The organism is Microbacterium sp. Cr-K20, assembly GCF_000708325.1.
Taxonomy (GTDB): domain Bacteria; phylum Actinomycetota; class Actinomycetes; order Actinomycetales; family Microbacteriaceae; genus Microbacterium.
This window is the reverse complement of record NZ_JARE01000050.1, coordinates 44,457-71,298: the sequence shown is the minus strand read 5'-3', so window position 1 is coordinate 71,298 and position 26,842 is coordinate 44,457. Positions and strand designations below refer to the sequence as shown.

Here is a 26,842-nt window from a genome sequence, read left to right as displayed (position 1 = left end):
GGACTCATCGATCCCGATCTCACGAACTTGTTCCATAAGCTGCATCGCTCTCCTCCTTCGCCATCCATGTCAGTCGGGCTGCTCCGTGCGAGCCCGGCGGCGCGAGCTTTCGGCGAACGCGATTCAGCCGGGACCGAACGGTTCCGACCGGCACGCCCAGCGCAGCGGCGATCTGCTCATACGTGAGGTCGCCCCACGCATGCAGCAGCAAGGTGTCGCGATCCTTCGCCGCGAGGGCCGCGATCCGCGGGGCCAGCGCCCGCAGAGCGGCATCGGCATCGATCCGCGACTCGGAGGCGGCCTGCGGAGTCTCCACGGCGACCTCCTCCGCTGATGCCGAGGCTTCGAACGCCCGCCACTGCCGCGCTTCCGCAGCCCGATGGCTCTTCACCACCCTGGTCGCGATGCCGAGCAGCCAGGGCCGCGCCGACTCCGTCCCGAGGTCGAAGGACGCGCGCCGCCGGAAGGCGACGAGGAACGTCTCACTCAGGACGTCGTCGACGGCGTCCGCGCCTACCCGTCGCCGGATGTAGCCGCCGACGGGTCGGACGTTCCGCTCGAAGATCTCGGAGAAGACTCCGGGCTCTTCGAGCGACCGCTGGATGATCTCGCTGTCCGTGCTCACACTGAGTATTGGGACGATTCCCGAAAACGGTTCACGCTTTCTTCTACGCCTTTCGTGAGGTGCCCAGATCGAGCCGCATCAGCACCCGCGGGAACCCGTCGAGGACGGAGCCCGTGTCGGCTGCCTTCACGAAGCCTGCGCTCTCGAAGAGCGCGCGCGTGCCGACGTACGCCATCGTCAGGTTGACCTTCTCCCCGCCGTTGTCGACGGGATACCCCTCGATCGCCGGCGCGCCGCACTCCCTCGCGTAGGCCACGGCACCGTCGATCAGCGCGTGCGTGATCCCTTGCTTCCGATGCCCTGGCCTTACGCGGAAGCACCACAGTGACCACACATCGAGTTCGTCGACGTGCGGGATCAGCCGATTGCGTGCGAAGCTCGTGTCGCGCCGCGGATGCAGCGCCGCCCAGCCGACCGGCTCGTCATCGAGGTAGGCGATGACCCCAGGTGGCGGATCCTGATGGCACAGCTCGCGCACGCGATCAGCGCGCTGCGACCCGCGCAGCGCCACATTCTCCTTGCTGCCGATGCGATAGCTCAGGCAGAAGCACACGTTGGACGTCGGCTTCTTCGGGCCGACGAGCGTCGCGACATCGTCGAACTCCGTTGCTGGTCGAACCTCGATGCCCATGCGATCAGTGTGGCGCACGACGCAGACATCGCGTCGATGAAGCGCGGGCTATTCGCCGCAGAGCACGTCCAGCGCGTGCCGGAAGTCCTCGGGGTACGGCGACTCGAACTGCACCCAATCCCCCGTCGCCGGGTGCGCGAACGCCAGCTGATGCGCATGAAGCCACTGTCGCGTGAGCCCGAGGCGGGCCGACATGGTCGGGTCGGCTCCGTACAGTGGATCGCCGACGCACGGATGCCGGTGGGCGGCCATGTGCACACGGATCTGGTGGGTGCGCCCCGTCTCGAGATGGATCTCGAGGAGCGAAGCACCGGGGAACGCCTCGAGCGTCTCGTAGTGGGTGACCGAGGGCTTGCCGTCGGGAACGACGGCGAACTTCCAGGAGTGGTTCGGGTGGCGCCCGATCGGCGCGTCGATCGTCCCTGCGAGCGGGTCGGGGTGCCCTTGCACCACGGCGTGATAGATCTTCTCGACCGTTCGATCCTTGAACGCCTGCTTCAGCACCGTGTAGGCGTGTTCGGATTTCGCGACGACCATCAGGCCGCTGGTGCCGACATCGAGCCGATGCACGACTCCCTGGCGCTCGGGAGCGCCACTCGTGGCGACGCGGAATCCCGCGGCGGCAAGAGCGCCGACCACCGTCGGACCCTCCCAACCGACCGACGGATGCGCCGCGACGCCGGTGGGCTTGTCGACCACGACGATGTCGTCGTCGTCGTACACGATGCCGAGCTCGGGCACCGCGATCGGAATGATCTTCGGTGCTTCCTTCGGCTGCCACTCGACATCGAGCCAGCCGCCGCCGCGGAGGCGGTCGGACTTGTCGAGCGTCACGCCGTCCAACCGCACACCGCCTGCTGCGGCGACGTCGGCGGCGAAGGTGCGGGAGAAGCCCATGAGCTTCGCCAGAGCTGCGTCGACGCGAGTGCCGTCCAGACCGTCGGGCACCGGCAGAGACCGCGACTCCACGGTCAGCGTCCTTCGGATGCGGGAGCCGCATCCTCCGATGACGCATCGTCGTCGCTCGAGCGTCCTGTGCCTGCGGCATCCGTCGCTGCATCATCCGCGTCCACGAATTCTGCATCCGTCTCGGTCGCGACCATAGCGGCCACAGCAGCCGCTTCGGCTTCTTCCTCGGTCTCGACGACAGCATGGTCGCGCTCGCGCGTGCCGTCGAATCGGAGCCCGAACACGACGAGAAGGGCGACCGAGATCATTCCGGTCACGATGAAGACGTCTGCCACGTTGAAGATCGCGGGCATCATCCACGGCATCGAGATCATGTCGACGACGTGCCCCACGGGGAAACCGGGCTCACGAAGCAGCCGGTCCGTGAGGTTGCCCAGCACACCACCGAGCAGGCACCCGAGAACGACGGCCCACAGTCGGGACTTGATCCCGAACGCCTTCCAGATGATGATCGAGGCCACCACCGCGAGGGCGATCGTGAAGATCCACGTCACCTCGGACCCGAGCGAGAATGCCGCGCCGGGATTGCGGACGTAGTACAGCTGAAGGAACTCACCGAGAACCGGAACCGGCTCATGCAGGGGCAGGTTCTCGATCGTGAGGTACTTCACAAACTGATCGGCGGCCAGCACGAGCGCTGCGAGAATCGCAACGATCGCACCGGCCGCCGACCGACGAAGGGGCGAGCGTCCTGACAAGGGGCGCCTTACAGACCGATCGCGGAGACGGGCGTGGAGTCCGTGGATGCCGACTTCTCGTCGAGCTCGCGGAGCTGACCCTCGATGTAGCCGCGCAGCTGCGAGCGGTAGTCGCGCTCGAAGTTGCGGAGTTCGGTGATGCGGGCTTCGAGCGTGTTGCGCTCGCGCTCCAGGCGTGCCGACTCTTCGCGCTGCTTCGCCTCGGCCTCGGTGCGGATACGCGCCACCTCGGTCTCGGCCTCGGCGATGAGCGCGTTGCGCTTCGCCTCACCCTCGGCCACGTGCTCGTCGTGCAGACGCTGCGCGAGCTCGATGATGCCGGCAGTCGCGGTGGCGGAGCCGGTCGGTGCGGGCTCGGCAGCAACCTCGGCGACGGGCGCGGGGGCCTCGGTCGCGACGGGTGCAGCGGCGGGCGCGGCGGCCTCGGGGGCAGCACCGGTCTCGTACGCGGCCAGCTTGGCCTTCAGCTCGACGTTCTCCTCGAGAGCCTTGCGCCACTCGATGACGATCTCGTCGAGGAAGTCGTCCACCTCGTCCGGGTCGAAGCCGTCCTTGAATCGGACGTGCTGGAACTGCTTGGTGACGACGTCATCCGGGGTAAGTGCCATGAGTGGCTCCTCTTTCGATGAGTTCGAATGCCAGTATCGATGTATGGCGTGGTCGTGATGTGGCGCGAACCCGGGGCGCGCACCTGGGTGCCAGCATAGCCCCCGCGCCTCAGCGCCGCGATGTCGCGACACCCAGAGAACACGAACTCGGGGCGTGCCCGACACACGGAGCGGGCGGAGTTCAGCGGATGAAAAGCCGCACGATGTTCATCAGGATCAGCACCACCAACAGGGTGAGTGTGAACCCGAAGTCGAGTGACAGCGATCCGATCCGCAGCGGTGGGATGAGCCTCCGGAAGAACCGGATGGGTGGATCGGTGACCGTGTAGACGGCCTCAGCGGCGACCAGACCGAAACCCTTCGGACGCCATTCCCGATTGAACATCGGGATGTAGTCCAGGATGAGGCGCGCGAAGAGCACGAAGATGTACAGCAGCAGCACCAGGTGGACGATGCTCGCTGCGACGGAGACCAGCTCCACGGGCTACGACTGGTCGAAGCCCGCAGACTCAGCGTCTGCGTGTGCGATGCCCCCGTGGCCCGAAACCGCGATGTTCTCCGGCGAGAGCAGGAACACCTTCGAAGTGACGCGCTCGATACGGCCGTACAGACCGAGGGAGAGCCCGCTCGCGAAGTCGATGAGGCGACGCGCGTCGGCATCGCTCATCTGGGAGAGGTTGATGATGACGGGGACGCCCTCACGGAAGCTCTCGGCGATCAGCTGTGCGTCGCGGTACTGCTTCGGGTGGACGGTGAGGATCTCGTTCACGGCTCCTGCAGACGGCTGGCGGACGGCGACGGGGCGGCGCAACGGCGTGACGGGGGCCGGTGCGGGCTCCTCGCGGTCACGGTCACGTTCGCGGTGAGCGCGGGCAGGAGCCTGCGCCTCTTCCTCATAGACCTCTTCCTCGTCGGCGAGGCCGAGATACACCATGGTCTTCTTCAGCGGGTTACCCATCGTGTCCTCCGGTTCGAACGTTTGGGGCTGGTCTTTTCACAGGTTAACCCCGGTCGGGCCGGGGTCCGGTGATTGCGGAGCCGATCCGCAGGTGTGTCGCGCCGGCGGCGATCGCCTCGGCGAAGTCGCCGGTCATCCCGGCCGAGATCCAGGTTGCGCCCGGGGCGGTGGCTCGGACGACGTCGGAGAGGTCGCGCAGCCGAGCGAATGCGGCAGCAGGCTCCTCATCGAGAGGAGCGACAGCCATCACGCCGCGCAGACGCAGGGAGGGCAGGGCGAGCACATGCTCGACGAGACCGACCGCATCGGCGGGGGCCACGCCTCCTCTACCCGGATCATCCGTCAGGTTGACCTGCACGAGCACGTCGAGCACATCGTCGCCGTCGGCGGCTCTGTGCAGGGCATCGGCGAACCGGTCTCGGTCGACCGAGTGCACCACGTCGGCGCTGCGACGGATAGCCGCAGCCTTGTTCGTCTGCCCCTGCCCGATGAAGTGCCAGGTCAGATCGAGGGCGGCGAGCTCGGCCTGCTTGGCCGACAGCTCCTGCTGTCGGTTCTCGCCGACCTCGCGCACACCGAGGTCGCGCAGTTCCTCGACCAGCGAAGCCGGGTGGAACTTCGTCACCACGATCCTGGTGAGCTCTTCGGGATCTCTGCCTGCGGCACGCGCGGCGGCGGCGATCCGTTCGTCGATCGCCGCCAGCCGCGCGGCCAGGCCCGATGGCTCCTGGCCGCCGACCGCCGAGGTCACTTCAGGAATTCGGGGATGTCGATGTCGTCGTCGGCGAAGGCCGGCTCGATGCTCGTGGCGGGCACCCGCTGGTGCACGGGCTCGGCCTGTGCGGGCTCGCTCTTCGTCTCGGACTCCTCCGGGAGGGACACCTCGGGAAGCGTCGCGGCCGACGGACGCGAGACCACCATCGGGTCGAGGCGCAGCGAGGGCTCTCCCCCATCGAACCCGGCGGCGATCACGGTCACGCGCACCTCGTCACCGAGGGTGTCGTCGATGACCGTACCGAAGATGATGTTCGCCTCGGGGTGCGCGGCCTCCTTGACGAGGTCGGCGGCATCGTGGATCTCGAAGATGCCGAGGTTCGATCCTCCCTGGATCGAGAGCAGCACACCGTGCGCACCCTCGATGGATGCTTCGAGGAGCGGCGACTCCACGGCGAGCTCTGCGGCCTTGATCGCACGGTCGGCGCCGCGAGCGGAGCCGATGCCCATGAGCGCCGAACCTGCGCCCTGCATGACCGACTTGACGTCGGCGAAGTCGAGGTTGATCAGACCCGGGGTCGTGATGAGGTCGGTGATGCCCTGGACACCGGCGAGCAGAACCTGGTCGGCGGTGGCGAAGGCCTCGATCATCGAGATGCCGCGATCGCTGATCTCGAGGAGACGGTCGTTCGGCACCACGATGAGGGTGTCGACCTCTTCCTTGAGCTTGGCGACGCCGGCCTCCGCCTGGCTCTGACGGCGGCGACCTTCGAAGGAGAACGGCTTGGTGACGACACCAATGGTGAGGGCGCCGATGGACTTCGCGATGCGAGCGACGACCGGGGCACCTCCGGTTCCGGTTCCGCCGCCTTCGCCGGCGGTCACGAAGACCATGTCGGCGCCGGTCAGGGCCTGCTCGATCTCCTCGGCGTGATCCTCCGCGGCGCGTCGACCCACTTCGGGGTCCGCGCCGGCACCGAGGCCGCGGGTGAGCTCACGGCCCACATCGAGCTTGACGTCGGCGTCGCTCATCAGCAGCGCCTGCGCGTCGGTGTTGACGGCGATGAACTCGACTCCGCGGAGACCGAGATCGATCATGCGATTGACGGCATTGACGCCGCCACCGCCGACGCCGACGACCTTGATCACGGCGAGGTAGTTCTGGTTCTGGCTCATGGCCGGCCTCCGATTATTCGAGCCTGGAAAAGGGTGAACCTTAAACCTCAACTAGAGGTGTAAAGTATTTCCCGGTATTGCGTTCTCTTTGATCGAAGGTAAGCGCCGCCTGCCTGCGCGCGCGCAATCGCCTGGGCGTGTCGCGCCATTCCCCCGGGAAAGCCGTCGGCTCGACCTCGAAAGGCGTCAGCCGACGACGGCTACCTCGGGAGAAGTGACGTCGATGGAGGCGGCGTCCGGGTTCTTGACCATGGCTGCCGAGAGGGCGAGCGCCTTGAGCGCAGACTCCTCCGCACTTCCCCAGACCACGGTCAGCCCGGAATCGAGAGTCAGGGTCACATCGTCCGCGGTCGTCGCACGCACACCCGTGAGCGCAGCGCGGACATCTGCCGGCAGCGCGCGCACGACGAGACCCGCGCTCTGAAAAGCACGCGACTCCACGCCGCCGTCGACCTCGATCACCGGCTGTCCCGCCGGCTGATCGGACGTGGTCGAGAGAGCGACTCCCGCGGCATCGACGAGGGTGTACCCGGCACCCGATCGGATGACGCCGACCGGCGTGCGTTCCACGATCCGCACCGTGAGGTCGTGCGGAGGACGCGCTTCGAGTGCGTACGTCTCGATGAGCGGGAACGCCAGCAGCGCAGCCTTCACCTCGCTGGTGTCCACGAGCGCCAGTGGTGTGCCGAGCTGGTCGCCCAGGGCCGCCTCGATGACGGCGGGGTCGAGGCTCGCGGCCCCGACCACGGAGATCTTCTCCACGGCGAACAACGGGCTGTACGCGGCCGCGACACTGCCCCCGATCAGCAGGACCACGGCGCCGATGCTGCTCAGCCAGACGATCCGCCGACGCCGGGAGCGCTGCGTGAAGCGCCGGATCTCTGAACGGAGGGCCTTGCGACGGGCCCGTGCCGCGCGCCACACGTCGCGCGTCGAGGTCGGCTCGGGACTGTCGCCGACGGTACCCGCGATTGCGTCGGGGGCCGGGAGCTCCGGGATCGAACCTTCCGATTCGTCCGGCACTCCGACGACGTCATCCTTCCGCGCCCGCGGACGTGCCCGCGTCTCCGGCGCGGCGCCCTTCTCCGCCGGGTCCTCCGGGGCGGACGGAAGCGGTGCGGGACGGCGCATCGTTACGCCTCGTCGGTCCGGCGCAGCGAATCCAGGACCTGCGGGATGATCTGGTAGACGTTGCCGCAGCCGAGCGTCACGACGAAGTCGCCGTCACGGGCCACCGCGGCGGTGTAGTCGGCCGCCTGCTGCCAGTCGGCGACGAAGTGCACATGCGACGGATCGCGGAACGCCGTGCTCACCAGCTCGCCCGTGACACCGGGGACGGGGTCTTCGCGAGCGCCGTACACGTCGAGCATCACCGTGTGATCCGCGAACTCCTCGAGGACGTCGGCGAACTCCTGATACATGTGCTGTGTGCGGGAGTAGGTGTGCGGCTGCTGGATCGCGATGATCCGTCCCGACCCCGCGATGCTGCGCATGGCCTCGAGCGCCGCCCGCACCTCCGTCGGATGGTGCGAGTAGTCGTCGTAGACCGTGACGCCTCGTTCGACGCCGTGCTGCTCCAGGCGGCGCACGGTCCCGGCGAAGCCCTCGACCGCGCGCACGGCGTCGACGAGCGGGTACCCGAGTGCTCGGAGCACCGCGACGACTCCGGCCGCGTTGATCGCGTTGTGCACGCCCGGGACCGCGAGCTGCATGCGCGCCTGCTCATCCCCTTGGCTGATGGTCGCGGCGACCGGTCCGGCCGCGACGATGTCGGTGACGCGCACGTCGGCGTTCTCCGCCTGGCCGAACGTGAGCACGTTCGGGTGGGACAGCCCTGCACCGACGCGGAGTGCACCGGGGTCGTCGCTCGAGATGACGACGGCTTCGGTGGCCGCGTCGGCGAACCGCACGAAAGCGTCGTGGAATGCCTCTTCCGAGCCGTAGTGGTCGAGGTGGTCGGGATCGACGTTGGTGATGAGCGCGACCGCGGTGTCGTAGAGCAGGAAAGTGCCGTCGGACTCGTCGGCCTCGACCACGAACAGGTCGCCCGTGCCCGTGGCACTCGAGGTGCCGAGCTGCTCGATGACGCCTCCGTTGACGAAGTGCGGGTCGGCGCCCAGCTCACGCAGCGCCGTGACGATCATCCCGGTCGAGGTGGTCTTCCCGTGGGCACCGGCGACCGAGACCAGCCGCCGCGAACCGATCAGCCAATGCAGTGCCTGCGACCGGTGGATCACGTGCAGGCCGCGAGCCTTCGCCGTCACGAACTCGGGGTTCTCGGGCCAGATCGCGCCCGTGTGCACGACGGTGTCGGCATCACCGAGGTGGGCGGCGTCGTGGCCGACGTGCACCGTCGCCCCCGCGTCCGCCAGGGCACGCAGATTGTCGCTGTCCGCCCGGTCGCTGCCGGAGACGCGGATACCCGCGTCGAGGAACATCTTCGCGAGGCCGCTCATGCCGGAACCGCCGATGCCGATGAAGTGCGCAGCGGTGATCGTCTCGGGAATGGGGAGGGAGAGGTCGGGTCTGATCATGTCCGCTTCAGTCTACTTTTCTTCGGTGTCGACGACCGTGTCAGACCGCGTCCAATGCGCGGTCGATCAACCCGATCACGTTCTCGGTGCCGTTGCGGGTGCCCGCCGTCTCGGCCGCGGCGGCCATCCGGTCGAGCCTGTCCCTGTCTCCCAGGATCGGCAGGACGATCCGCCGTACGGCGTCGCCGTCGAAAGTCGCGTCGTCGAGAAGCTCGGCCGCTCCTGCCGCCACCGCAGACGCCGCGTTCAGGCGCTGCTCGCCGTTGCCGACCGAGTACGGCACGTAGAGGGCGGGGATGCCCAGCGCACTGATCTCGCTGACCGTCGCCGAGCCGGACCGCGACACGATCAGGTCCGCCAGAGCGAAGGCCAGATCCATCCGGTCGACGTAGCGCCGCAGCGCGTACCCCTCGGCGCCTGGATCGGCGAGATCGCTGCGCTCGCCCGTCACGTGCAGCAGCTGCCACCCGGCTGCGAGGACATCGCGCCAGGAGTCCGCGAGGGCCTCGTTGAGGCGCTGGGCGCCGAGCGAGCCGCCGAACGCGAGCAGCACCGGGCGATCCGGGTCGAGACCGAAGTAGTCCGCGGCCTCCGCGCGCGTCGCCGCACGATCGAGCGTGATGACCTCCTGGCGCAGCGGCATCCCGACCGTCTCGCTACCCCGGAGCGGCGTGCCCTCGAACGCCACGCCTACGGCCGCGGCACGGCGGGCCCCGAGCACGTTGGCGAGACCGGGCTTGGCGTTGGCCTCGTGCACCACGAACGGCACGCCCTCACGCCGCGCAGCCACGTAGGCGGGTGCGGATGCGTAGCCCCCGAATCCGACGACGACATCGACGCCGTGTCGGCGGATGTGCGCGCGCACCTGAGCGATCGCCTTGCGGAACCGCATCGGGAAGGCCGCGGCCTGGCGGTTCGGACGACGCGGGAACGGGACCTTGTCGACGACGAGCAATTCGTACCCTCGAGCAGGTACCAGCCGGGACTCCAGCCCCTCGGCCGTACCGAGCACGAGCACGGTGGCATCGGCGTCGCGTTCACGAAGTGCGTCGGCGACGGCGAGCAGGGGGTTCACATGGCCGGCGGTGCCACCGCCGGCGAGGAGGTACGAGGTCACCTGGTGACCCTACCCCGCTCGGCTGAGGGCTTCTCGACCACGGGAATGGTGCGCGCGAAGGCGAGCAGCACCCCGCACGCGATCAGCACGGCGAGCAGTGCCGTGCCTCCCTGAGACATGAACGGGAGCGGGACTCCCATCACCGGGAACACACCGATGACGACGCCGATGTTGAGCACGGCCTGACCGACGATCCACACCGTGATTCCGCCGGCCGCGACGCGGATGAAGGGATCCGGCGTCTTCCGGATCACGTGGAAGGCACCGACCGTGAAGAACGTGAACAGCGCCAGAACGACGATGCAGCCGATCAGCCCGAGCTCTTCCCCGACGATCGCGAAGATGAAGTCGTTGCCGGCGGCGGGCAGCCAGCCGTACTTCTCCTGGGAGTTGCCGAGTCCGAGCCCGAATATCCCGCCCGATGCCATCCCCCAGATGCCGTGGATGGACTGGTAGCAGTCGCTCTCGTACAGCGCCATGTTGTCGCAGGTCGCCGTGATGCGCCGCATCCGGTCCTGGCTCGACAGCGCGTAGGCGAGGACCGCGCCGATGCCGATCACCACCGGGATGATAAACAGGCGAAGCTTGACACCCGAGAAGAAGAGACAGCCCAGCAGGATGAGCACCAGCACCATCGCGGTGCCGAGGTCCTTGCCGGCGAGCACGGTACCGATCGCCAGCGCCCCGACCGGGATCACGGGGATGAAGACGTGGTGCCAGGTGCCGAGCATGGCCTGCTTGCGCAGCAGCACCGCGGCGATCCACAGAGCCAGTGCGAGCTTCAGGAACTCGGAGGGCTGCAGCGTGAAGCCGCCGATGTCGATCCAGTTCCGGTTTCCGCCGTCTTCGATCCCCAGGGGGGTGAACACGAGTAGCTGCAGGGCGACGGCGCCGAACAGCGCGGGCCACGCCATCTTCTTCAGGAACGCGACGGGTAGACGGCTGATCAGGAACATCAGCGGGACTCCGAGGAGCGCGAACACGCCCTGGCGGAGGACGCCGCCCATCGGATCGGCTCCGCTCGCGACCGCGGTCGCGCTGGTCGCGGAGAGCACCATGACCAGGCCGAAGAGTGTCAGCAGCAGGGCGGTCGACGCGATGAGGAGGAACTCGGTCGACACCGGCGTGAACCGGCGTCCGAGCGACACCCTGGCGGCGAGTCCGCCGGACTCAGAGCGCGGAGGGCGGGACACCTGCGTCATCGGCGCTCCCCCGGTCTATCCAGTCACGCACCGCCTCGGCGAAACGGTGACCTCGATCCGCGTAGCTCGAGAACTGATCGAACGATGCCGCCGCCGGGGCCAGCAGGACTGTGCCCTCGCCTTCGACGATCCCCGACGCGATCTCCACGACACGGTTCATGACCTGTCCAGTCTCGCCAGCATCGACCTCGAACACCGGTACCGACGGCGCGTGTCGCTGGAATGCCGCGACCACGGAGTCCCTCTCGACCCCGATCACGACAGCGGCTCGCGCCGTGGCACCGACATCGGCGACCAGATCGGCGATGTCGACGCCCTTCAAGTCACCCCCGACGATCCACACCGCGCCGGGGTAGGCCCGCAGCGACGACGCCGCGGCGTGCGGATTGGTGGCCTTGGAGTCGTCGACCCAGGTGACGCCCGCATGCCGCGCGATGACCTGGATGCGGTGCGCGTCCAGCCGGAAATTCTGCAGCGCCGTGTGGATCGCCTCCGGTTCGACTCCCAGTGACCGCGCCAGAGCACTGGCGGCGAGGATGTTCTGGACGATGTGCGGAGCCGCGAGCCCGGCCTCGTCCAGGGCCGCGATGGTCGTCAGCTCGAGAGCGCTGCGTGCGCGGTCGTCGAGGAAGGCGCGGTCGACGATGAGCCCCTCCACGATGCCGAGGTCGCTCGGTCCGGGGATGCCGAGATCGAAACCGATCGCGCGGGCTCCTTCGACGACCTCGGCTTCTTCGACCATGAGCCGGGTCGCCTCATCGGCCTTGTTGTAGACACAGGCGACGCGGGTGTTGCGGTAGACCACGGCCTTCGCGTCGCGATATGCCTGGGCGCTGCCGTGCCACACCAGGTGGTCGTCGGCGAGGTTGAGGCACACGGCCGCATAGGGGAAGAGCTCGCCCTCGGGCCGCGACTGGCCGAGGTACCAGAGCTGGTGGCTGGAGAGCTCGACCACGAGCACGTCGAAGCCGGCGGGATCCCGCACCGCGTCGAGGACGGGTACGCCGATGTTGCCGCAGGGCGCCGCACGAAGGCCACCCTCGACCAGCAGCGAGGCCGTGAGTTGCGTCGTGGTCGTCTTGCCGTTGGTCCCCGTGATGAGCACCCAATCAGCCGGCGTACCGTCGGCGCGGACCACCTTGTCACGGACACGCCAGGCGAGTTCGACATCGCCCCAGATCGCGATTCCCGACGCCTGCGCCCAGCGGATCACGGAGTGCGATGGGGAGAAGCCGGGCGAGGCGATGACCACCTCGGGCGCGAAGTCCACCAGTGCGGCCGGCACCTCGGCCAGGGGGCCGAGCTCGAGCGCGGCACCGATCACCGGGAGCAGACGCGCATACTCCTCTTCTGCGGACTCGCTGAGGACGAGCACCTCCGCACCGAGCTCTGCGAGAGTGTCGGCCACCGAGAAGCCCGTCATCGACAAGCCGAGCACGGCGACGCGGAGATCACGCCAATCGGCGTTCCAGCTCGTGAGTCCGCTCAGGCGATCAGTCGACACGGGTGAGCCACTCGACGTAGAAGAGACCGACCGCCGAGACCGCGAGGAGTCCGGCGATGATCCACATGCGCACCACGATCGTGACCTCGGACCAGCCGCGCATCTCGAGGTGGTGATGGAAGGGACTCATCAGGAACAGCCGCTTGCCTCGAGTGATCTTGAAGTAGGCGCGCTGCAGGATGACCGAGCCGGAGGACAGGACGAACACGCCGGCGATCACCAGCAGGAGAAGCTCGGTGCGGGTGAGGATCGCCATCGCGGTGATCACGCCGCCGATCGCCATCGAGCCGACGTCACCCATGAAGACCTTCGCCTTGGGCGCGTTCCACCAGAGGAACCCGATGAGGCTGGCCGCGACCGACGCCGCGATGATGGCCAGGTTGAACGGGTCGCGCACCTCGTAGCATCCGCCGAGGGCGTCGGGATCGCCGCCGATGCAGGGCTGCTTGAACTGCCAGAACGCGATCACGCTGTAGGCGCCGACGACGATGACTCCGGCCCCGGCGGCGAGACCGTCGAGACCATCCGTCAGGTTCACACTGTTCGAGGTCGCGACGCCGATGATCGAGATCCACACGAGGTAGAGGATCCAGCCGAGGACGACGCCGAAGGCGAAGAGGTTGAGCCAGGTGATGTCGCGGAAGAGCGAGATCGCGGGGCTCGCCGGCATCTGCCCCCACCTGTTCGGGAAGTTCAGAGCGACGATGCCGAAGGGGATGATGACCAGCAACTGGCCGATCACCTTGCGCCAGCCGGACAGCCCGAGGCTGCGCTGGCTGCGCACCTTCATGTAGTCGTCGATGAAGCCCACGGCGCCGAAGCCGACCATCAGCCAGATCACCAGGATCGCCGAGAGTGCCGGCACCTCGCCGCTCACCAGCACGCCGGTGAAGTAGCCGACGATGGATCCGACGATGAAGATCACGCCACCCATGGTGGGGGTTCCGCGCTTCGCCTCGTGGCTCGGATTGTGCACCGACTCCGGGGTGCGGATGACCTGCCCCCAGCCCCACTTCCGGAAGAGCCGGAGGAAGACAGGAGTCAGGAACAGGGTGAAGGCGAGCGAGATCGCCGCCGACATGATGAGAGACCTCACGAGAACAATTCTCCCAGACGATCGCCGAGATGCCGGAGGCCCACGGAATTGGATGACTTCACGAGTACACGGTCACCGTCGCGGAGCTCGGTGCGCAGGTACTCGAAGGCTGCCTCCTGGTCGGGGAGGTGGATGGCCTCGCTGTCCCAGGAGCCCTCGCCGACCGCAGCGAGGTAGAGCCGCCGCGCCTCAGGGCCGACGACGACGATGCGTTGGATGTTGAGCCGCACCGCGAGCAGACCGATACGGTCGTGCTCCTCCCCCGCACCTTCTCCGAGCTCGGTCATCGCGCCGAGAACGGCGACGGTGCGCTCCTCCGGCCCGGTGATCTGCGCGAGAGTCCGCAGCGCCGCGGACATGGAATCGGGGCTGGCGTTGTAGGCGTCGTTGATGATCCGCACACGGTCGCTGCCCAGCGGCTGCATGCGCCACCGCTCGGCGATCTCGACCGTCTCCAGACGCGCGACCGCGTCTGCGGGCGTGACGCCGACGACGAGCGCTGCGGCGATGGCTGCCAGCGCGTTGGACACGTGATGCGCACCGAGGACCCGCAGACGAAGGGTCAGGCGGTCGCCGCCGACCTCGACGGTGCAGGATGTGCCGGAGGCGGAGACGGAGATGTCGTGCGCGCGGACATCGGCGCTCGACCCTTGTCCGAAGCCGACGACCTGCAGACCACGCGCTTCGGCGATCCCTTGCATGGCGGCGACCCTGCTGTCATCGGAGTTGAGGACGGCGGTCCCGGGAACGCGAGCCGCTTCGACGAGCTCGGCCTTCGCCTTCGCGGTGGCTTCGATCCCCCCGAATCCGCCGGCGTGCGCCATGCCGACCATGAGCACGACAGCGACGTCCGGCTCGACGAGGCCGGCGAGGTGCGCGATGCTGCCCGGTGCCGCCGCCCCGAACTCGCTCACCAGGAACCGCGTGTTCTCGGTGACGCGGAGCATCGTGACGGGGGCGCCGACCTCGTTGTTGAACGACTTGACCGGCGCGACGGTTTCGCCCTCACCCTCGAGGATGCGTGCGAGGAAGTTCTTCGTGGTGGTCTTGCCGTTGGATCCGGTGATCCCGATGATGCGGAGGGAGCCGCCGGCACGCACGCGAGCCACGACCTCTCTGGCCAGCTCTCCTAGCGCCGCGACGGCGTCGGCGACGACGATCTGGCTGACGGGCGCATCGACCGGGTGCTCCACGATCGCCAGCACGGCGCCGGCCGCGACAGCAGCTCCCACGAACTGGTGGCCGTCGGTCTCCGCGCCGGGCTTCGCGACGAAGATCGAGCCGGGGACCATCGTCCGCGAGTCCGTGTCGACGAGGCCGTCGACGACGGTCTCGGCCGTGTCTTCTCCGGCCACGCGCAGATCACCGCTCACTGCGGCGGTGATCTCAGCGAGCGTCAGGGCGATCATTTCATCTCCATGCGCGGCTCTCGCCGACTATCCGAACTTGGGAAGGAGCTCGTCCATCGGGACAGAGGACGGCATCACGCGATACGTTTTCATCACCTGCGTCATCGCCTTCTGGAAGGCGGATGCGGTGGCCGCGGACGATACAACCTTAGTCGGCTCATCGAGGGTGACCACGACGACGTACTGGGGATCGTCCACCGGCGCGAAGCCCACCATGCTGGTGTAGTACACGCCGTTCTTGTAGCCGCCGTTGACGGGGTCTGCGACCTGAGCGGTACCGGTCTTGCTGGTCACACGGTAGCCGGGCACCTGGATCCGCTCGGCGTTCCCGCCCTGAACGGCCACGTTCTCGAGCATGCGGGTGATCTCGGCCGCGGTCTGCTTCTCGATGATCTGCTCGTGCTTCGGCTTGTCGGGCGCGGCGACGGTTCCGTCCGCTTTGGTGCAGGACTCGACGAGGGAGAGATCGATCTTCTCGCCGCCGTTGGCGATCGCCTGGTACGCGCCGGCGAGCTGCGCGGCGGTGACCGTGTAGTACTGGCCGAAGGTCGTCGTGTAGAGCGACTGGCTGTCCCATTCGCTGACGGGGTGCAGCGTGCCGCCGACCTCGGAGGGGAAGTCGATCGTCTTGTGTCCGACCCCGAACCGCTCCAGGTAGTCGTATCGCACCTCGGGACTCACCATGGTGCCGAACTTCGACAGCGCCACGTTCGAGGAGTCGATGAGTCCGCCGGCGAGGGTGTAGTTGTACGCCGGGTGGTTGAACGCGTCGTTGATCACGGCGCCGTTGGGGAACGTCTCCCGTGACGATGCGGTGACCGTGCTCAGGGGCGTGAGCCCTGCGCCCTCGATGACGGCGGCGGCGGTGATCGCCTTGAACGTCGATCCCGGCTCGAAGTCCCGGTGGAAGATCTGGCTGTACCGCGTCTCGGGCGTCGAGGAGTCGAGATCATTGGGGTCCAGGGACGGCCACTCCGCCGCCGCACGGATCTTCCCGGTCTTCGCCTCGACGACGGTGACGGTGCCGCCCTTCGCGCCTTGCTTACGCGCCTCTTCGCCGACCATCTGCTGCAGGTACCACTGCAGATCACTGTTGATGGTCAACTGCACCGAGCCGCCGTCGACGGCATCCACCGTGCGCTCGCTTCCCGGGATCACGACGCCGTTCGCGCCGCGGCGGTAGGACTCCTCGCCATCGATCGGCGCCAGGCATTCTTCGCCCAGCTGCTCGATGCCGGCCTGCGCCGTTCCCGAGCCGTCGAGGAAGCCGAGGATGTTTCCGGCGACCGCGCCGTTCGGGTAGACCCGCGTCTCCCGTCCCTCCATGTGGAGGTAGGCGAGGTTGTTCTCGCGCTTCAGGTCGCGCAGCTCGATGTACTGCTCGGTCGTGAGGGACTTCTTCAGCGGTGCGTACTGACTCTGTGAATCCTTCGCGAGGGCGTCGGCGACGAGCGCGCGAACCTGGTCGCCGGTCTGCCCGGTGATGGCCGCGATCCTGTCTGCGGCTTCAGTCCAGGGCAGTTTGGGGTCGTTTTCTTCGAGCTGCGTGATCACCAGCGGGCTGAGCTCGGCGTCGTATACGAGCACGCTCGAGGCGAGGACCGTTCCACCGGCATCGACGACCGATCCGCGCTGACCGGTGATCTTGTCGCCTACGCCGATCTTGGTGAGCGACTGAGCGACGTGCTCGTCGGCGCTCACGACCTGGATGTCGACCAGCCGCACCACGAACGCGGCCAACACGGACAGGATGACGGCGAGGGCGACGACGGTGCGTCGCCGCGGTCCGCGGGTGGCTCGTGTCGTCATGGGTCTCTCCGTCGATCGTGGGCGTTCAGCGTGTGGTGGGGCTCGGGAGTCCGTCGGTGATCGCCGGCGGCAGATCTTGAACGACCTCGCCCGACGCGCCGGCATCCGTCGTCGTCTTCGTCTCCGGTGGCGAGGGCTTGACGATCAGCGAGTTGCTCACGGCACCCGCTCCGCCCGGGTTGACGGTCGACGTCCAGTCCGCTCCGGCCCCGGTGCCGAACACCGCGCCATCGCTGAGGCGCAGGTACGACGGCGATCCCGCCACCACCATGCCGAGCCCCGCAGCACTGTTGGCGAGTACCTGCGGCGAGCTCAGACCGGTGAGCTCCTCCTGGAGAGCGTGCGTCTGCAGACTCAGCTCACGCTGCTGGGACGAGAGACCGGCGAGTGTGAACGAGTCCTGCGTGATCGCGAGCGACAGCGCGACCTGGGCCGCGCCGATCGCCAGCGCACCGCCCAGGGCGACGAGTGCGTAGGCGAGCTTGGGCTTGCGGCGGACGGCAGGCGAGCTGACGGGCTGAAGTCTCCGCTGCGGCTCGCGGGCGGGTGCGACCGGCTGGACCGGTTTGCGGACGACGGCGTTCAGACTCATGCGCTCTCCCGCAGCTTCTCGGCGGCGCGGAGCCGCACGGGGATCGCCCGCGGGTTGCGCGCGCGTTCTTCGTCGGAGGCGAGTTCCGCCCCCTTGGTGAGGATGCGGAACTTCGGAGCATGCTCGGGGAGCTCGACGGGGAGCCCTGCCGGAGCAGTCGAGGCTGCTGCGGCGGCGAACGCCTGCTTGACCAGGCGGTCCTCGAGCGACTGGTACGACATCACGACGATGCGTCCGCCGACGCCGAGCGCATCCATCGCGGACGGGATGGCATCGGCGAGCACGTTGAGCTCGGTGTTCACCTCGATGCGCAGGGCCTGGAACACACGCTTGGCCGGGTGCCCGGCGCGCTGAGCGGCTGCCGGAGTCGCGGCGATCAGGATCTCGACCAGCTGGCCGGAGCGGGTGATCGGCTGCTTCTGCCGGGCGTCGATGATGAAGCGCGCGTAGCGGCCGGCGAGCTTCTCTTCGCCGTACCGCTCGAAGATGCGACGCAGGTTGCCCTCGTTGTACGTCGCGATGACGTCGGCCGCTGTGACGCCCTTGGTCTGATCCATACGCATGTCGAGCGGAGCATCCTTCGAGTACGCGAATCCTCGCTCGGCCTCGTCCAGCTGCAGCGAGGAGACGCCGAGGTCGAAGAGGATGCCCGCGGCCCCCTGGGCGTGCAGGCCGATCTCGTCGTACACCGTATGCACGAGCGTCACGCGGTCTTTGAAGCGCGCGAGCCGCTCCCCCGCGATGCGCAGGGCGTCGGTGTCGCGGTCGAGTCCGACGAGGCGGATGTTCGGGAAGCGCTCGAGCAGCGCCTCCGAGTGGCCGCCCATGCCGAGCGTGGCATCGACGAGCACCGCTCCGTCCGCCTGGAGGGCGGGAGCGAGCAGCTCGACGCAGCGGTCGAGCAGTACGGGGGTGTGAATGTCTCGGAGGTTCATGATCTTTCTCGGGGTGACCTTCGGCTCTGATCCCCCTCCGCTTCTCAACCCGGCACCGGGGAAGTGTGTCGGGGCGGGAGCGGCGGGGCATCACAGCCGTGGTCAGAAGAGTCCCGGAATCACCTCCTGCTCGAGGTCCGAGTAGGTCTCCTCGCCGGCGGCGAGGTAGGTGTTCCAGCTCTCGGCATCCCAGATCTCGGCGTGTGCGCCGACTCCGGTGACGATGAGCTCTTTCTGCAGACCTGCGTACTGACGCAGGTGCGCGGGGATGGTGATGCGGTTCTGGCTGTCGGGCATCTCCGCGCTCGCTCCGGAGAGGAACAGTCGCATGAAGTCACGCGCCTGCTTGTTGGCGAGCGGGGCCTGACGGATCCGCTCGTGCATCGCCTCGAACTCGGCCGTGCTGAACACGTAGAGGCAGCGTTCCTGGCCTCGGGTGACGACGATGCCGCCGCCGAGGTCTTCGCGGAACTTCGCAGGAAGGATGACCCGTCCCTTGTCGTCCAGCTTGGGTGAGTGCGTACCCAGCAGCATCGGCCACCACCCCCTCTCCGTCCGGCCAACTCGAGGTGCGCCCCACTTTACTCCACTTTCCTCCACATACCTACGACCGATCCGCAGAAATCGCGCCATCGTCTCGAAGGGCGCGCCAAAAAACCGCGGAATTCCGCGGTGGAGGAAGGTGGAGGCTCAGTGGAGGAGCAGAGCGGGGCGCGCGTTAACGAAAGAAGCCCGGATGCTCAGCATCCGGGCTTCCTTCGTGAAAATCTGTGGGGGTCAGTGACCGTCCTGGCGCCGATCCCAGCGATCGTTCATACGGTCCATGAACGAGGCGGAATCCTGACGCTTCGGGGCGGAACGCTCTCGCGGCTCGGCGGGAGTCGCTCGACGCACGGGCGTGACGGCGACCATTACTCCGGCGAGCATCGCCGCGAATCCGATCACACCGACCACGATGCCCCACACACCGCCGAGGATGACGCCGGCCACGAGGCCGCCGACTCCGGCGAGCAGGAGAAGAGCCCCGTAGACCAGATTTCGGTAGCTCAGTGCACGGTCGCCGGACGGCGCGGTGACCACGTCGGCATCGTTGTGAAGGAGATGGCGTTCCATCTCGTCGAGCAGACGCTGCTCCTGTTCGGAGAGTGGCATTTCGTCCCCCTCGGGTATCGTGCGTTCCATTCTACGCGCGCCCGGGCGTCGGGGGCTAGCAGTTCGACGTCCCCTTGCTTTACGTATGCTGGGAGTCGTGCCGTCTTCCTCCCCCGTTCCCGGTGCGGTCGCCGCACGTCTCGACCGATTCCTCACCCGTATGCGCGAGGAATCCACGGAGTACGGCCCGGATGCCGCCTCCTTCCTCGATGCCGCTGCCGGCACGCTCGAAGGCGGGAAGCGATTGCGTGCCCGGTTCTGTCACGCCGGTTGGCGCGCCGTCACCCGGTTCAGCGATCGCACCGCGACCGAGACGGATGCCCTCTGGGACATCTGCACCGCGCTGGAGATCTTCCAGTCGGCCGCACTCGTCCACGACGATCTGATCGACAACTCGGACACGCGCCGCGGGCGCCCGGCCGCCCATCGCGCCCTCGAGACGTCGCATCGCTCTGCCGGCTGGTCTGGAGACGCCGAGGCCTTCGGACGCGCCTCGGCCATCCTCCTCGGTGATCTCCTCGTCGCCTGGAGCGACGACCTGCTCGAGTCCGCCCTCGAGGGGCTCCCGCACGCCGGGGACGTGCGCTCCGAATACGCCAGGATGCGCCGAGACGTAACCACGGGGCAGTTTCTCGACATCGCCGAGGAGTCGGCCTGGAGCGTCAACGACGGTGGACTCCATGCCGAGCGAGCGCTGCGCGTGGCGTCGCTGAAGTCCGCCAGGTACAGCATCGAGCAGCCGCTGGTCCTGGGCGCGGCCCTCGCCGGCGCCGAGCCCGATCAGACGGCGGCGCTGCGTCGCTTCGGCCACCCGATCGGCATGGCCTTCCAACTCCGCGACGACGTGCTCGGGGTCTTCGGAGACGCGTCCGTCACGGGCAAGCCGGCCGGGGATGATCTTCGAGAGGGAAAGCGCACGGTACTCATCGCCCTCACCCGGCAGGCCCTCGACCCGTCGGCGCGGAATCTTCTCGACGAGATGCTCGGCGACCCGGAGCTGACCGCGCAGCAGGTGTCGTTCCTGCAGGCCACCATCACCGACTCCGGTGCACTGGACCGGGTGGAGGCGATGATCGCCGATTATGCGCGCGAAGCGGATCGCGCCCTGTCGGGTGCTCGCCTCGACAACGCGGCAGTCGGCGAGCTGCGCGAGCTGGCGCGAGCCGCCACTGTCCGCTCCGCCTGACGCGGAACCCGTCTCAGGCGAGGGTGCGCGCGAGCCGCCGGACCGCGCTCTTGTGCCCGGCCAGCAGCGCGTCGATCGGCGAGCGACCGAGGGTCTCCTCCTCCGTGAGGAGCCAGTCGATCAGCTCATCGTCGGAGAAGCCGGCATCCTGCAGCACGATGATCGTCCCCCGCAGCGAGCTGAGCGGATGCCCGTCGACGATGAACACCGCCGGAACCGCGAAGGTGCCGCTGCGACGCGACCCGACCAGATAGTGGTCGTCGATCAGGCGGCGGACACGACCGAGGGGCTCGTCGAGCACCTCGACGAGATCGGGCATCGTCAGCCACTCGACATCAGCGGCGGCGGGGGTTCCAGCAACGTTCTCAGACACGTTGCCCACTATCTCATCTCTGCAGAGGCATCGCATGTCGCCTCTCCAGTCACATCCTTCACTTGCGTCACTTCTGTTGACTTCCGTTTACATCCGTGTCAGCGTGAAGTGCTCGAAAAGGGGGCCCGCCTTGAGAACCAAGACCGCCACGCGTCGGACGCGAAGCCTGCAGTTCGGAGTGCCCGCCGCCGTGCTCGGCGCTCTCGCCGCCACTCTCACCGCCGCGCCGACCGAAGCCGCCGCGACGACCACCGATCTCGCTCCGGTCGATCGCCAGCGCAGCACGCCCGTGCGCGTGGTGCCCGCCCAGGCCGCACCGGCGAACTATGTCGTGCGCCCGGGCGACACCGTCTCGTCCATCGCCTCGAGGTTCGGGCTCCGCACCGTCGACGTGCTCACCTGGAATCGTCTCTCCTGGCGCTCGGTGATCTACCCCGGCCAGACTCTGACGCTGCGGACAGCAGCCACGGCACACGCCCCTGCTCCCGCTCCTGCCGCTGCGACCTCCACCTCGCACAAGGTGGTCGCGGGCGACACCGTGTACGCCATCGCGCAGAAGTACGGAACCACCGTCGATGCGGTCCTGGCTGCGAACGGGCTCACGCGCGCATCGGTGATCTACCCCGGACAGGCCCTGGCGGTGACCGGCTCGGCTGCGCCCGCCGCCGCACCGGCAGCAGCACCGGCGTCCGCGACCACGCCCGCCGCCACGGCATCGCACATGGTCGTCGCCGGCGACACCGTCTACGGGATCGCCCAGAAGTACGGCATCACCACGCAGACGGTGTTCGCCCTGAACGGACTGGGCCCGTCCTCGATCATCTACCCCGGGCAGAAGCTCGCTGTTCGTGCGGCACCTGCTGCCGCACCTCCCGCAGCGGCAACAGCCACGGTGGGCGGACAGCGGTCTGCGACCCTCGACAGCGAGCAGGCGGCGAACGCCGCGCTCATCATCCGCGTCGGTCGAGAGCTCGGCATCCCCGATCGTGGAATCGCCCTCGCACTCGCGACCGGCATGGTGGAATCGGGTCTCCGCAACCTCGACTGGGGTGACCGCGATTCGCTCGGCATCTTCCAGCAGCGTCCGAGCACCGGGTGGGGAACGCCGGCGCAGATCATGGACGCCGACCGGAGCACCCGCGTCTTCTACGGCGGGCGGAACGACCCGAACGGACACATGACGCGCGGTCTGCTCGACATCGCCGGGTGGGAGAGCATGCCGTTCACATCCGCCGCTCAGGCCGTGCAGATCTCCGCCTATCCGGACAAGTACGGGCAGTGGGAGACGCAGGCCTACAGCTGGCTCGCCCTCCACGGCTGACCACTTCCATAAAATCCGCAGGGCCGAGAGGTGAGCCGCTCCCCTGTCTTTCAGGCAGTTCTCAATAGAATTCTGACGTGACGACCAATCAGCAGGCCGACCCCCTCATCGGGCGGCTTGTCGACGGTCGCTACCGCGTCCGTGCTCGGATCGCTCGCGGAGGGATGGCGACGGTCTACGTCGCCACCGACCTCCGCCTCGAGCGGCGCATCGCGCTCAAGGTCATGCACGCCCACCTCAGCGACGATTCGGCATTCCAGAGCCGCTTCATCCAGGAGGCCCGCGCAGCCGCCAGGCTGGCGGATCCGCACGTCGTCAACGTCTTCGATCAGGGGCAGGACGGCGAACTCGCCTACCTCGTGATGGAGTATCTACCCGGCATCACGCTGCGCGAGCTGCTGCGTGAGCAGAAGCGACTCACCATCCCGCAGACGATCACGATCATGGATGCGATCCTCGCCGGGCTCTCGGCCGCGCATCGCGCCGGAATCGTGCACCGCGACGTCAAGCCGGAGAACGTGCTCCTCGCGGAGGACGGCCGCATCAAGATCGGCGACTTCGGGCTGGCCAGAGCGACCACGGCGAACACGGCGACCGGGCAGCAGCTGCTCGGGACGATCGCCTACCTCGCCCCCGAGCTGGTGACCCGCGGGACCGCGGACGCCCGCAGCGACATCTATGCCCTCGGCATCATGTTGTACGAGATGCTCGTCGGCGAGCAGCCCTACAAGGGCGAGCAGCCCATGCAGATCGCGTTCCAGCACGCCACCGAGTCGGTGCCGCGTCCGAGCGTGCGCAACCCCGCCGTGCCGGAACAGCTCGACGAACTCGTGCTCTGGGCGACGGAGAAGTCTCCCGACGAGCGACCGGACGACGCCCAGCAGATGCTTGAGCGCCTGCGTGCCATCGAGCGCGAACTCGGTGTCACCCCGACCGCAGCGAGAGCGACCGCTCCGCAACACAGCCATGCCGACTCCGGAGACCTCACCAAGGTGATGCCGGGGACGATGGTCATCGCGGATCCGACTGCACCGGTCCCTGCCGAGATCGACAACGCGACGCTCCTTCGACGCCGAGCGTCGAAGCGCCGGGCCCGCGGAGCGTTCCTCCTGACACTGGTGCTGCTGTTGGCGGTGCTCGCCGGCGGTGTGGGCTGGTGGTTCGGATCCGGCCCCGGCTCACTGATCGCCGTGCCGGGTGTCGCCGGCAAGACGTACGACGAGGCCGCGGCCCTCCTGGTCGACGCCGGGTTCGTCCCGACGCAGAAGGACGAGCCTTCCGTCGATGTCGAGGCCGGTGCGGTGATAGAGACTGACCCCGAAGAAGGTGCCCGCCTCGACAAGGGGACGACCGTCACGGTCGTGGTGTCGTCGGGTCCTGCATCCCACGACATCGCCCCGGTCGCCGGCGTGGCGTCGGACGACGTCCGCGCGGCGCTGCAGGCGGCCAACCTCGAACTCACGGACGACGAGGAGTACTTCGGCGACCTCGACGACGGCAAGGTCATCAATGTCCGCATCACGCCGCGCGACGGCGGAGACGCGTTCGGCTGCGCCGAGGGCTGCACGGTCCATGAGACCGACACGGCGACGATCCAGGTGTCGCGCGGCGCGGTTCCCGATGTCAGCGACCTCAGCGTCGCCCAGGCTACGGACGCGCTCACGGGCAAGGGGCTGAAGGTCAATCCGGAGAGCCTGTACCAGACCAGTGACGGCATCGGAAAGGACCGGGTCATCGGGATCGCGGATCGACCGACCGAAGGCGCGTGGCGCCCCGGCGAGACCGTGCAGCTCATCATCTCCCAGGGTCCCCCGCTGTTCGACGTGCCCGATGTGTCCGGGAAGACCCGTGACGAAGCGACGCGTGCGCTCAACGACGCCGGCTTCAAGTGGTCCTACACGAGCGGCACCGGACTCCCGGACTCGGTGTGGGATCTCTTCGCCAACGAGAACACGAAGGTCGAGTCGTACAGCCCGACCGACGCCCAGCGCAAGGGTACGACCATCACCCTCACGATGAGCTTCTCCGGCTGAGGCCGGACGCACGAAGAGGGGGCCGGAATCCGATTCCGGCCCCCTCTTCGTCTACAGCGTCAGCGCTTCTCGAGCTCCTCGGCCACGAGGAACGCCAGCTCGAGCGACTGCATGTGGTTCAGGCGCGGGTCGCACAGGCTCTCGTAGCGGGTCGCCAGCGCGGCCTCGTCGATCTGCTCGGACCCGCCGAGGCACTCGGTGACGTCGTCCCCGGTGAGCTCGACGTGGATCCCGCCCGGGAACGTGCCGACCGCACGGTGCGCCTCGAAGAAGCCGCGCACCTCGTCGACGACGTCGTCGAAGCGACGGGTCTTGTATCCGGTCGGCGTGGTGATGCCGTTGCCGTGCATCGGGTCGGTGACCCACAGCGGCTGTGCCCCGGAGTCACGGACGGCCTCGAGCAGCGGCGGCAGAGCGTCGCGGATCTTGCCCGCACCCATCCGCGTGATGAAGGTGAGTCGACCGGGCTCGCGCTCGGGGTCGAGCTTGTCGATCAGGGCGAGAGCGGTCTCGGGCGTCGTCGTCGGTCCGAGCTTCACTCCGATCGGGTTGCGGATCTTGGAGAAGTAGTCGACGTGCGCGCCGTCGAGCTCCCGCGTGCGCTCGCCGATCCAGAGGAAGTGCGCGGAGGTGTTGTACGGGGTGTCGGTGCGCGAGTCGATGCGCGTCATCGGACGCTCGTAGTCCATCAGCAGGCCCTCGTGGCCGGTGAAGAACTCCACTCGCTTGAGCTCATCGAAGTCGGCACCCGCCGCCTCCATGAACTTGATCGCACGGTCGATCTCGGCCGCCATGCGCTCGTAACGCTGGTTGGCCGGGTTCTGCGCGAAGCCCTTGTTCCACGAGTGCACCTCGCGGAGGTCGGCGAACCCACCCTGCGTGAACGCACGGATCAGGTTCAGCGTGGATGCCGCCGTGTGGTACCCCTGCAGGAGACGAGCAGGGTCCGCCGTGCGGGATCCCTCGGTGAAGTCATAGCCGTTCACGATGTCGCCGCGGTACGCGGGCAGGGTGACCTCGCCACGCGTCTCGTTGTCGCTGGAGCGCGGCTTGGCGAACTGACCGGCCATGCGGCCCATCTTGACGATCGGCATCGACGCACCGTAAGTCAGCACCACGGCCATCTGCAGCACCGTCTTGATGCGATTGCGGATCTGCTCGGCCGTCGCTCCCGCGAAGGTCTCGGCGCAGTCTCCGCCTTGCAGGAGGAACGCCTGCCCGGAGGCGGCGCGCGCGAGGCGCTCGCGGAGGTTGTCGACCTCACCCGCGAACACCAGCGGCGGGAGGCCTGCGATCTGACGGGAGACGTCGGCGACGCGGTCCGCGTCGGGCCACTGCGGCTGCTGCTTGATGGGAAGCGAGCGCCATGCATCAAGGGCTTCGATGTGGTGCGGGAGCATGCGTTCCAGCCTAGTGGTCGCGCGTACTGCCCAGACGCGCGCCGAGGGCTATGTGACGCGGGTCGGGAGGCGGTCTTTGACCGTCGACGCGTAGACGTCCTCGTAGGTCTGCTCGCCGAGGCGCTGCAGGGCCACCATGATCTCGTCGGTGACCGATCGGAGGATGTAGCGGTCGTTCTCCATGCCGGCGTACCGGGAGAAGTCGAGAGGCTCCCCGATCACGATGCCGACGCGCACGATGCGCGGCAGGCGCCTGCCGATCGGCATGGCCGTGTCGGTGTCGACCATGATCACGGGGACCACGGGGACCTTCGCCTCGAGCGCCATCCGGGCGATGCCCGTTCGACCGCGGTACAGCTTGCCGTCGGGGCTGCGCGTGCCCTCGGGGTAGATGCCGAGCAGGTCGCCACCGCCGAGCACCTGAAGCCCCGTGTTCAGGGAGGCCTCCGAGGCCTTGCCGCCGGACCGGTCGATCGGGATCTGACCGGTGGCCTTCATGAAGAACTTCGTCGCCCAGCCTTTGAGTCCGCGCCCGGTGAAGTAGTCGCTCTTCGCGAGGAAGGACATCGACCGGTCGATGACCAGCGGCAGGAAGATGGAATCGGCGAAGGAGAGGTGGTTGCTCGCGAGGATCGCCGCACCGTTCGCGGGCACGTTGTTCCGCCCCACGATCCAGGGGCGGAAGACACCCTTGACCACGGGGCCGATTACGACGTACTTCATCAGCCAGTAGAACATCGAGGTGAAGTCTAGCGCCGCCGCGCCCCGTGCCTCGGAGATCTCGCGTTCTCGACCTCAGG

Annotated in this window: 27 protein-coding genes; 3 read left to right on the top strand and 24 right to left on the bottom strand. The window is 68.0% G+C overall.

Annotated elements, in window-relative coordinates; all coding sequences use genetic code 11:
- Window positions 1-19: 19 nt before the first annotated feature.
- The 21 genes from GZ67_RS0111145 to GZ67_RS0111045 form a co-directional block, all read right to left on the bottom strand.
- Complete coding sequence (locus GZ67_RS0111145; RefSeq protein ID WP_051662494.1) at window positions 20-625, bottom strand: RNA polymerase sigma factor; 606 nt, start codon at window positions 623-625, stop codon at window positions 20-22.
- 43 nt (window positions 626-668) lie between these two features.
- On the bottom strand, window positions 669-1,256 hold the full coding sequence (locus tag GZ67_RS0111140) for a GNAT family N-acetyltransferase (protein WP_029261571.1): 588 nt from the start codon (window positions 1,254-1,256) through the stop codon (window positions 669-671).
- A 48-nt stretch (window positions 1,257-1,304) separates the two neighbouring features.
- A complete protein-coding gene (locus tag GZ67_RS0111135; protein ID WP_029261570.1) occupies window positions 1,305-2,225 on the bottom strand; it encodes an RluA family pseudouridine synthase in 921 nt (306 codons plus the stop codon).
- Between the two features lie 2 nt (window positions 2,226-2,227).
- Window positions 2,228-2,857 (bottom strand): signal peptidase II, encoded by a 630-nt coding sequence (gene lspA / locus GZ67_RS0111130; protein ID WP_442921940.1) that lies wholly within the window; start codon window positions 2,855-2,857, stop codon window positions 2,228-2,230.
- A gap of 74 nt (window positions 2,858-2,931) precedes the next feature.
- A complete protein-coding gene (locus GZ67_RS0111125; RefSeq protein WP_029261568.1) occupies window positions 2,932-3,531 on the bottom strand; it encodes a DivIVA domain-containing protein in 600 nt (199 codons plus the stop codon).
- 181 nt (window positions 3,532-3,712) lie between these two features.
- Entirely contained in the window at window positions 3,713-4,012 is a 300-nt protein-coding gene (locus GZ67_RS0111120; protein ID WP_029261567.1) for a YggT family protein, read from the bottom strand.
- A gap of 3 nt (window positions 4,013-4,015) precedes the next feature.
- Window positions 4,016-4,489, bottom strand: coding sequence for a cell division protein SepF (locus GZ67_RS0111115; RefSeq protein ID WP_029261566.1), 474 nt, complete (start codon window positions 4,487-4,489; stop codon window positions 4,016-4,018).
- A gap of 43 nt (window positions 4,490-4,532) precedes the next feature.
- Complete coding sequence (locus GZ67_RS0111110; RefSeq protein ID WP_029261565.1) at window positions 4,533-5,240, bottom strand: YggS family pyridoxal phosphate-dependent enzyme; 708 nt, start codon at window positions 5,238-5,240, stop codon at window positions 4,533-4,535.
- Window positions 5,237-6,379, bottom strand: coding sequence for a cell division protein FtsZ (ftsZ, locus tag GZ67_RS0111105; protein ID WP_029261564.1), 1,143 nt, complete (start codon window positions 6,377-6,379; stop codon window positions 5,237-5,239). The genes GZ67_RS0111110 and ftsZ overlap by 4 nt, the downstream gene beginning before the upstream one ends.
- A gap of 186 nt (window positions 6,380-6,565) precedes the next feature.
- Complete coding sequence (locus GZ67_RS0111100) at window positions 6,566-7,510, bottom strand: FtsQ-type POTRA domain-containing protein (protein ID WP_029261563.1); 945 nt, start codon at window positions 7,508-7,510, stop codon at window positions 6,566-6,568.
- 2 nt (window positions 7,511-7,512) lie between these two features.
- Window positions 7,513-8,913 carry a UDP-N-acetylmuramate--L-alanine ligase gene (gene murC, locus GZ67_RS0111095; protein WP_029261562.1) on the bottom strand — a complete coding sequence of 467 codons (1,401 nt, stop codon included), beginning with the start codon at window positions 8,911-8,913 and terminating at the stop codon, window positions 7,513-7,515.
- 40 nt (window positions 8,914-8,953) lie between these two features.
- Window positions 8,954-10,030, bottom strand: coding sequence for a UDP-N-acetylglucosamine--N-acetylmuramyl-(pentapeptide) pyrophosphoryl-undecaprenol N-acetylglucosamine transferase (locus GZ67_RS0111090; RefSeq protein ID WP_029261561.1), 1,077 nt, complete (start codon window positions 10,028-10,030; stop codon window positions 8,954-8,956).
- The gene (gene ftsW / locus GZ67_RS0111085) at window positions 10,027-11,232 is read right to left on the bottom strand and encodes a putative lipid II flippase FtsW (protein WP_029261560.1); all 1,206 of its coding nucleotides are present in this window, start codon (window positions 11,230-11,232) and stop codon (window positions 10,027-10,029) included. The genes GZ67_RS0111090 and ftsW overlap by 4 nt, the downstream gene beginning before the upstream one ends.
- The gene (gene murD / locus GZ67_RS0111080; RefSeq protein ID WP_029261559.1) at window positions 11,201-12,736 is read right to left on the bottom strand and encodes a UDP-N-acetylmuramoyl-L-alanine--D-glutamate ligase; all 1,536 of its coding nucleotides are present in this window, start codon (window positions 12,734-12,736) and stop codon (window positions 11,201-11,203) included. The genes ftsW and murD overlap by 32 nt, the downstream gene beginning before the upstream one ends.
- The gene (gene mraY, locus GZ67_RS0111075; RefSeq protein WP_029261558.1) at window positions 12,726-13,832 is read right to left on the bottom strand and encodes a phospho-N-acetylmuramoyl-pentapeptide-transferase; all 1,107 of its coding nucleotides are present in this window, start codon (window positions 13,830-13,832) and stop codon (window positions 12,726-12,728) included. Before mraY ends, murD begins: the two co-directional genes overlap by 11 nt.
- Entirely contained in the window at window positions 13,829-15,241 is a 1,413-nt protein-coding gene (locus GZ67_RS0111070) for a UDP-N-acetylmuramoyl-tripeptide--D-alanyl-D-alanine ligase (protein ID WP_029261557.1), read from the bottom strand. Before GZ67_RS0111070 ends, mraY begins: the two co-directional genes overlap by 4 nt.
- Window positions 15,242-15,268: 27 nt before the next feature.
- Window positions 15,269-17,050 carry a peptidoglycan D,D-transpeptidase FtsI family protein gene (locus tag GZ67_RS0111065; protein WP_029261556.1) on the bottom strand — a complete coding sequence of 594 codons (1,782 nt, stop codon included), beginning with the start codon at window positions 17,048-17,050 and terminating at the stop codon, window positions 15,269-15,271.
- Window positions 17,051-17,075: 25 nt separating this feature from the next.
- On the bottom strand, window positions 17,076-17,642 hold the full coding sequence (locus tag GZ67_RS0111060; protein WP_029261555.1) for a hypothetical protein: 567 nt from the start codon (window positions 17,640-17,642) through the stop codon (window positions 17,076-17,078).
- Entirely contained in the window at window positions 17,639-18,577 is a 939-nt protein-coding gene (gene rsmH, locus GZ67_RS0111055; protein WP_029261554.1) for a 16S rRNA (cytosine(1402)-N(4))-methyltransferase RsmH, read from the bottom strand. The genes GZ67_RS0111060 and rsmH overlap by 4 nt, the downstream gene beginning before the upstream one ends.
- 102 nt (window positions 18,578-18,679) lie before the next feature.
- Window positions 18,680-19,111 (bottom strand): division/cell wall cluster transcriptional repressor MraZ, encoded by a 432-nt coding sequence (gene mraZ / locus GZ67_RS0111050; RefSeq protein WP_029261553.1) that lies wholly within the window; start codon window positions 19,109-19,111, stop codon window positions 18,680-18,682.
- A 243-nt stretch (window positions 19,112-19,354) separates the two neighbouring features.
- Window positions 19,355-19,729, bottom strand: coding sequence for a DUF3040 domain-containing protein (locus GZ67_RS0111045; RefSeq protein WP_029261552.1), 375 nt, complete (start codon window positions 19,727-19,729; stop codon window positions 19,355-19,357).
- Window positions 19,730-19,826: 97 nt separating this feature from the next.
- On the opposite strand from GZ67_RS0111045, the gene GZ67_RS0111040 reads away from it, so the two are divergent.
- Window positions 19,827-20,915: a polyprenyl synthetase family protein gene (locus tag GZ67_RS0111040; protein WP_029261551.1), complete on the top strand. Its 1,089-nt coding sequence runs from the start codon at window positions 19,827-19,829 to the stop codon at window positions 20,913-20,915.
- Window positions 20,916-20,928: 13 nt separating this feature from the next.
- Here GZ67_RS0111040 and GZ67_RS0111035 read toward each other — a convergent pair whose 3' ends face one another.
- On the bottom strand, window positions 20,929-21,297 hold the full coding sequence (locus tag GZ67_RS0111035) for an Rv2175c family DNA-binding protein (RefSeq protein WP_331280457.1): 369 nt from the start codon (window positions 21,295-21,297) through the stop codon (window positions 20,929-20,931).
- 121 nt (window positions 21,298-21,418) lie between these two features.
- Between GZ67_RS0111035 and GZ67_RS0111030 the strand changes: the two genes are divergently transcribed.
- Together GZ67_RS0111030 and pknB are read left to right on the top strand one after the other, a co-directional pair.
- A complete protein-coding gene (locus tag GZ67_RS0111030; RefSeq protein ID WP_051662492.1) occupies window positions 21,419-22,609 on the top strand; it encodes a LysM peptidoglycan-binding domain-containing protein in 1,191 nt (396 codons plus the stop codon).
- Between the two features lie 77 nt (window positions 22,610-22,686).
- On the top strand, window positions 22,687-24,642 hold the full coding sequence (gene pknB, locus GZ67_RS0111025; protein ID WP_029261548.1) for a Stk1 family PASTA domain-containing Ser/Thr kinase: 1,956 nt from the start codon (window positions 22,687-22,689) through the stop codon (window positions 24,640-24,642).
- A 59-nt stretch (window positions 24,643-24,701) separates the two neighbouring features.
- Here pknB and GZ67_RS0111020 read toward each other — a convergent pair whose 3' ends face one another.
- Together GZ67_RS0111020 and GZ67_RS0111015 are read right to left on the bottom strand one after the other, a co-directional pair.
- On the bottom strand, window positions 24,702-26,042 hold the full coding sequence (locus tag GZ67_RS0111020; protein ID WP_029261547.1) for a class II 3-deoxy-7-phosphoheptulonate synthase: 1,341 nt from the start codon (window positions 26,040-26,042) through the stop codon (window positions 24,702-24,704).
- Window positions 26,043-26,090: 48 nt separating this feature from the next.
- Window positions 26,091-26,780, bottom strand: coding sequence for a lysophospholipid acyltransferase family protein (locus tag GZ67_RS0111015; RefSeq protein WP_029261546.1), 690 nt, complete (start codon window positions 26,778-26,780; stop codon window positions 26,091-26,093).
- Between the last annotated feature and the right edge of the window lie 62 nt (window positions 26,781-26,842).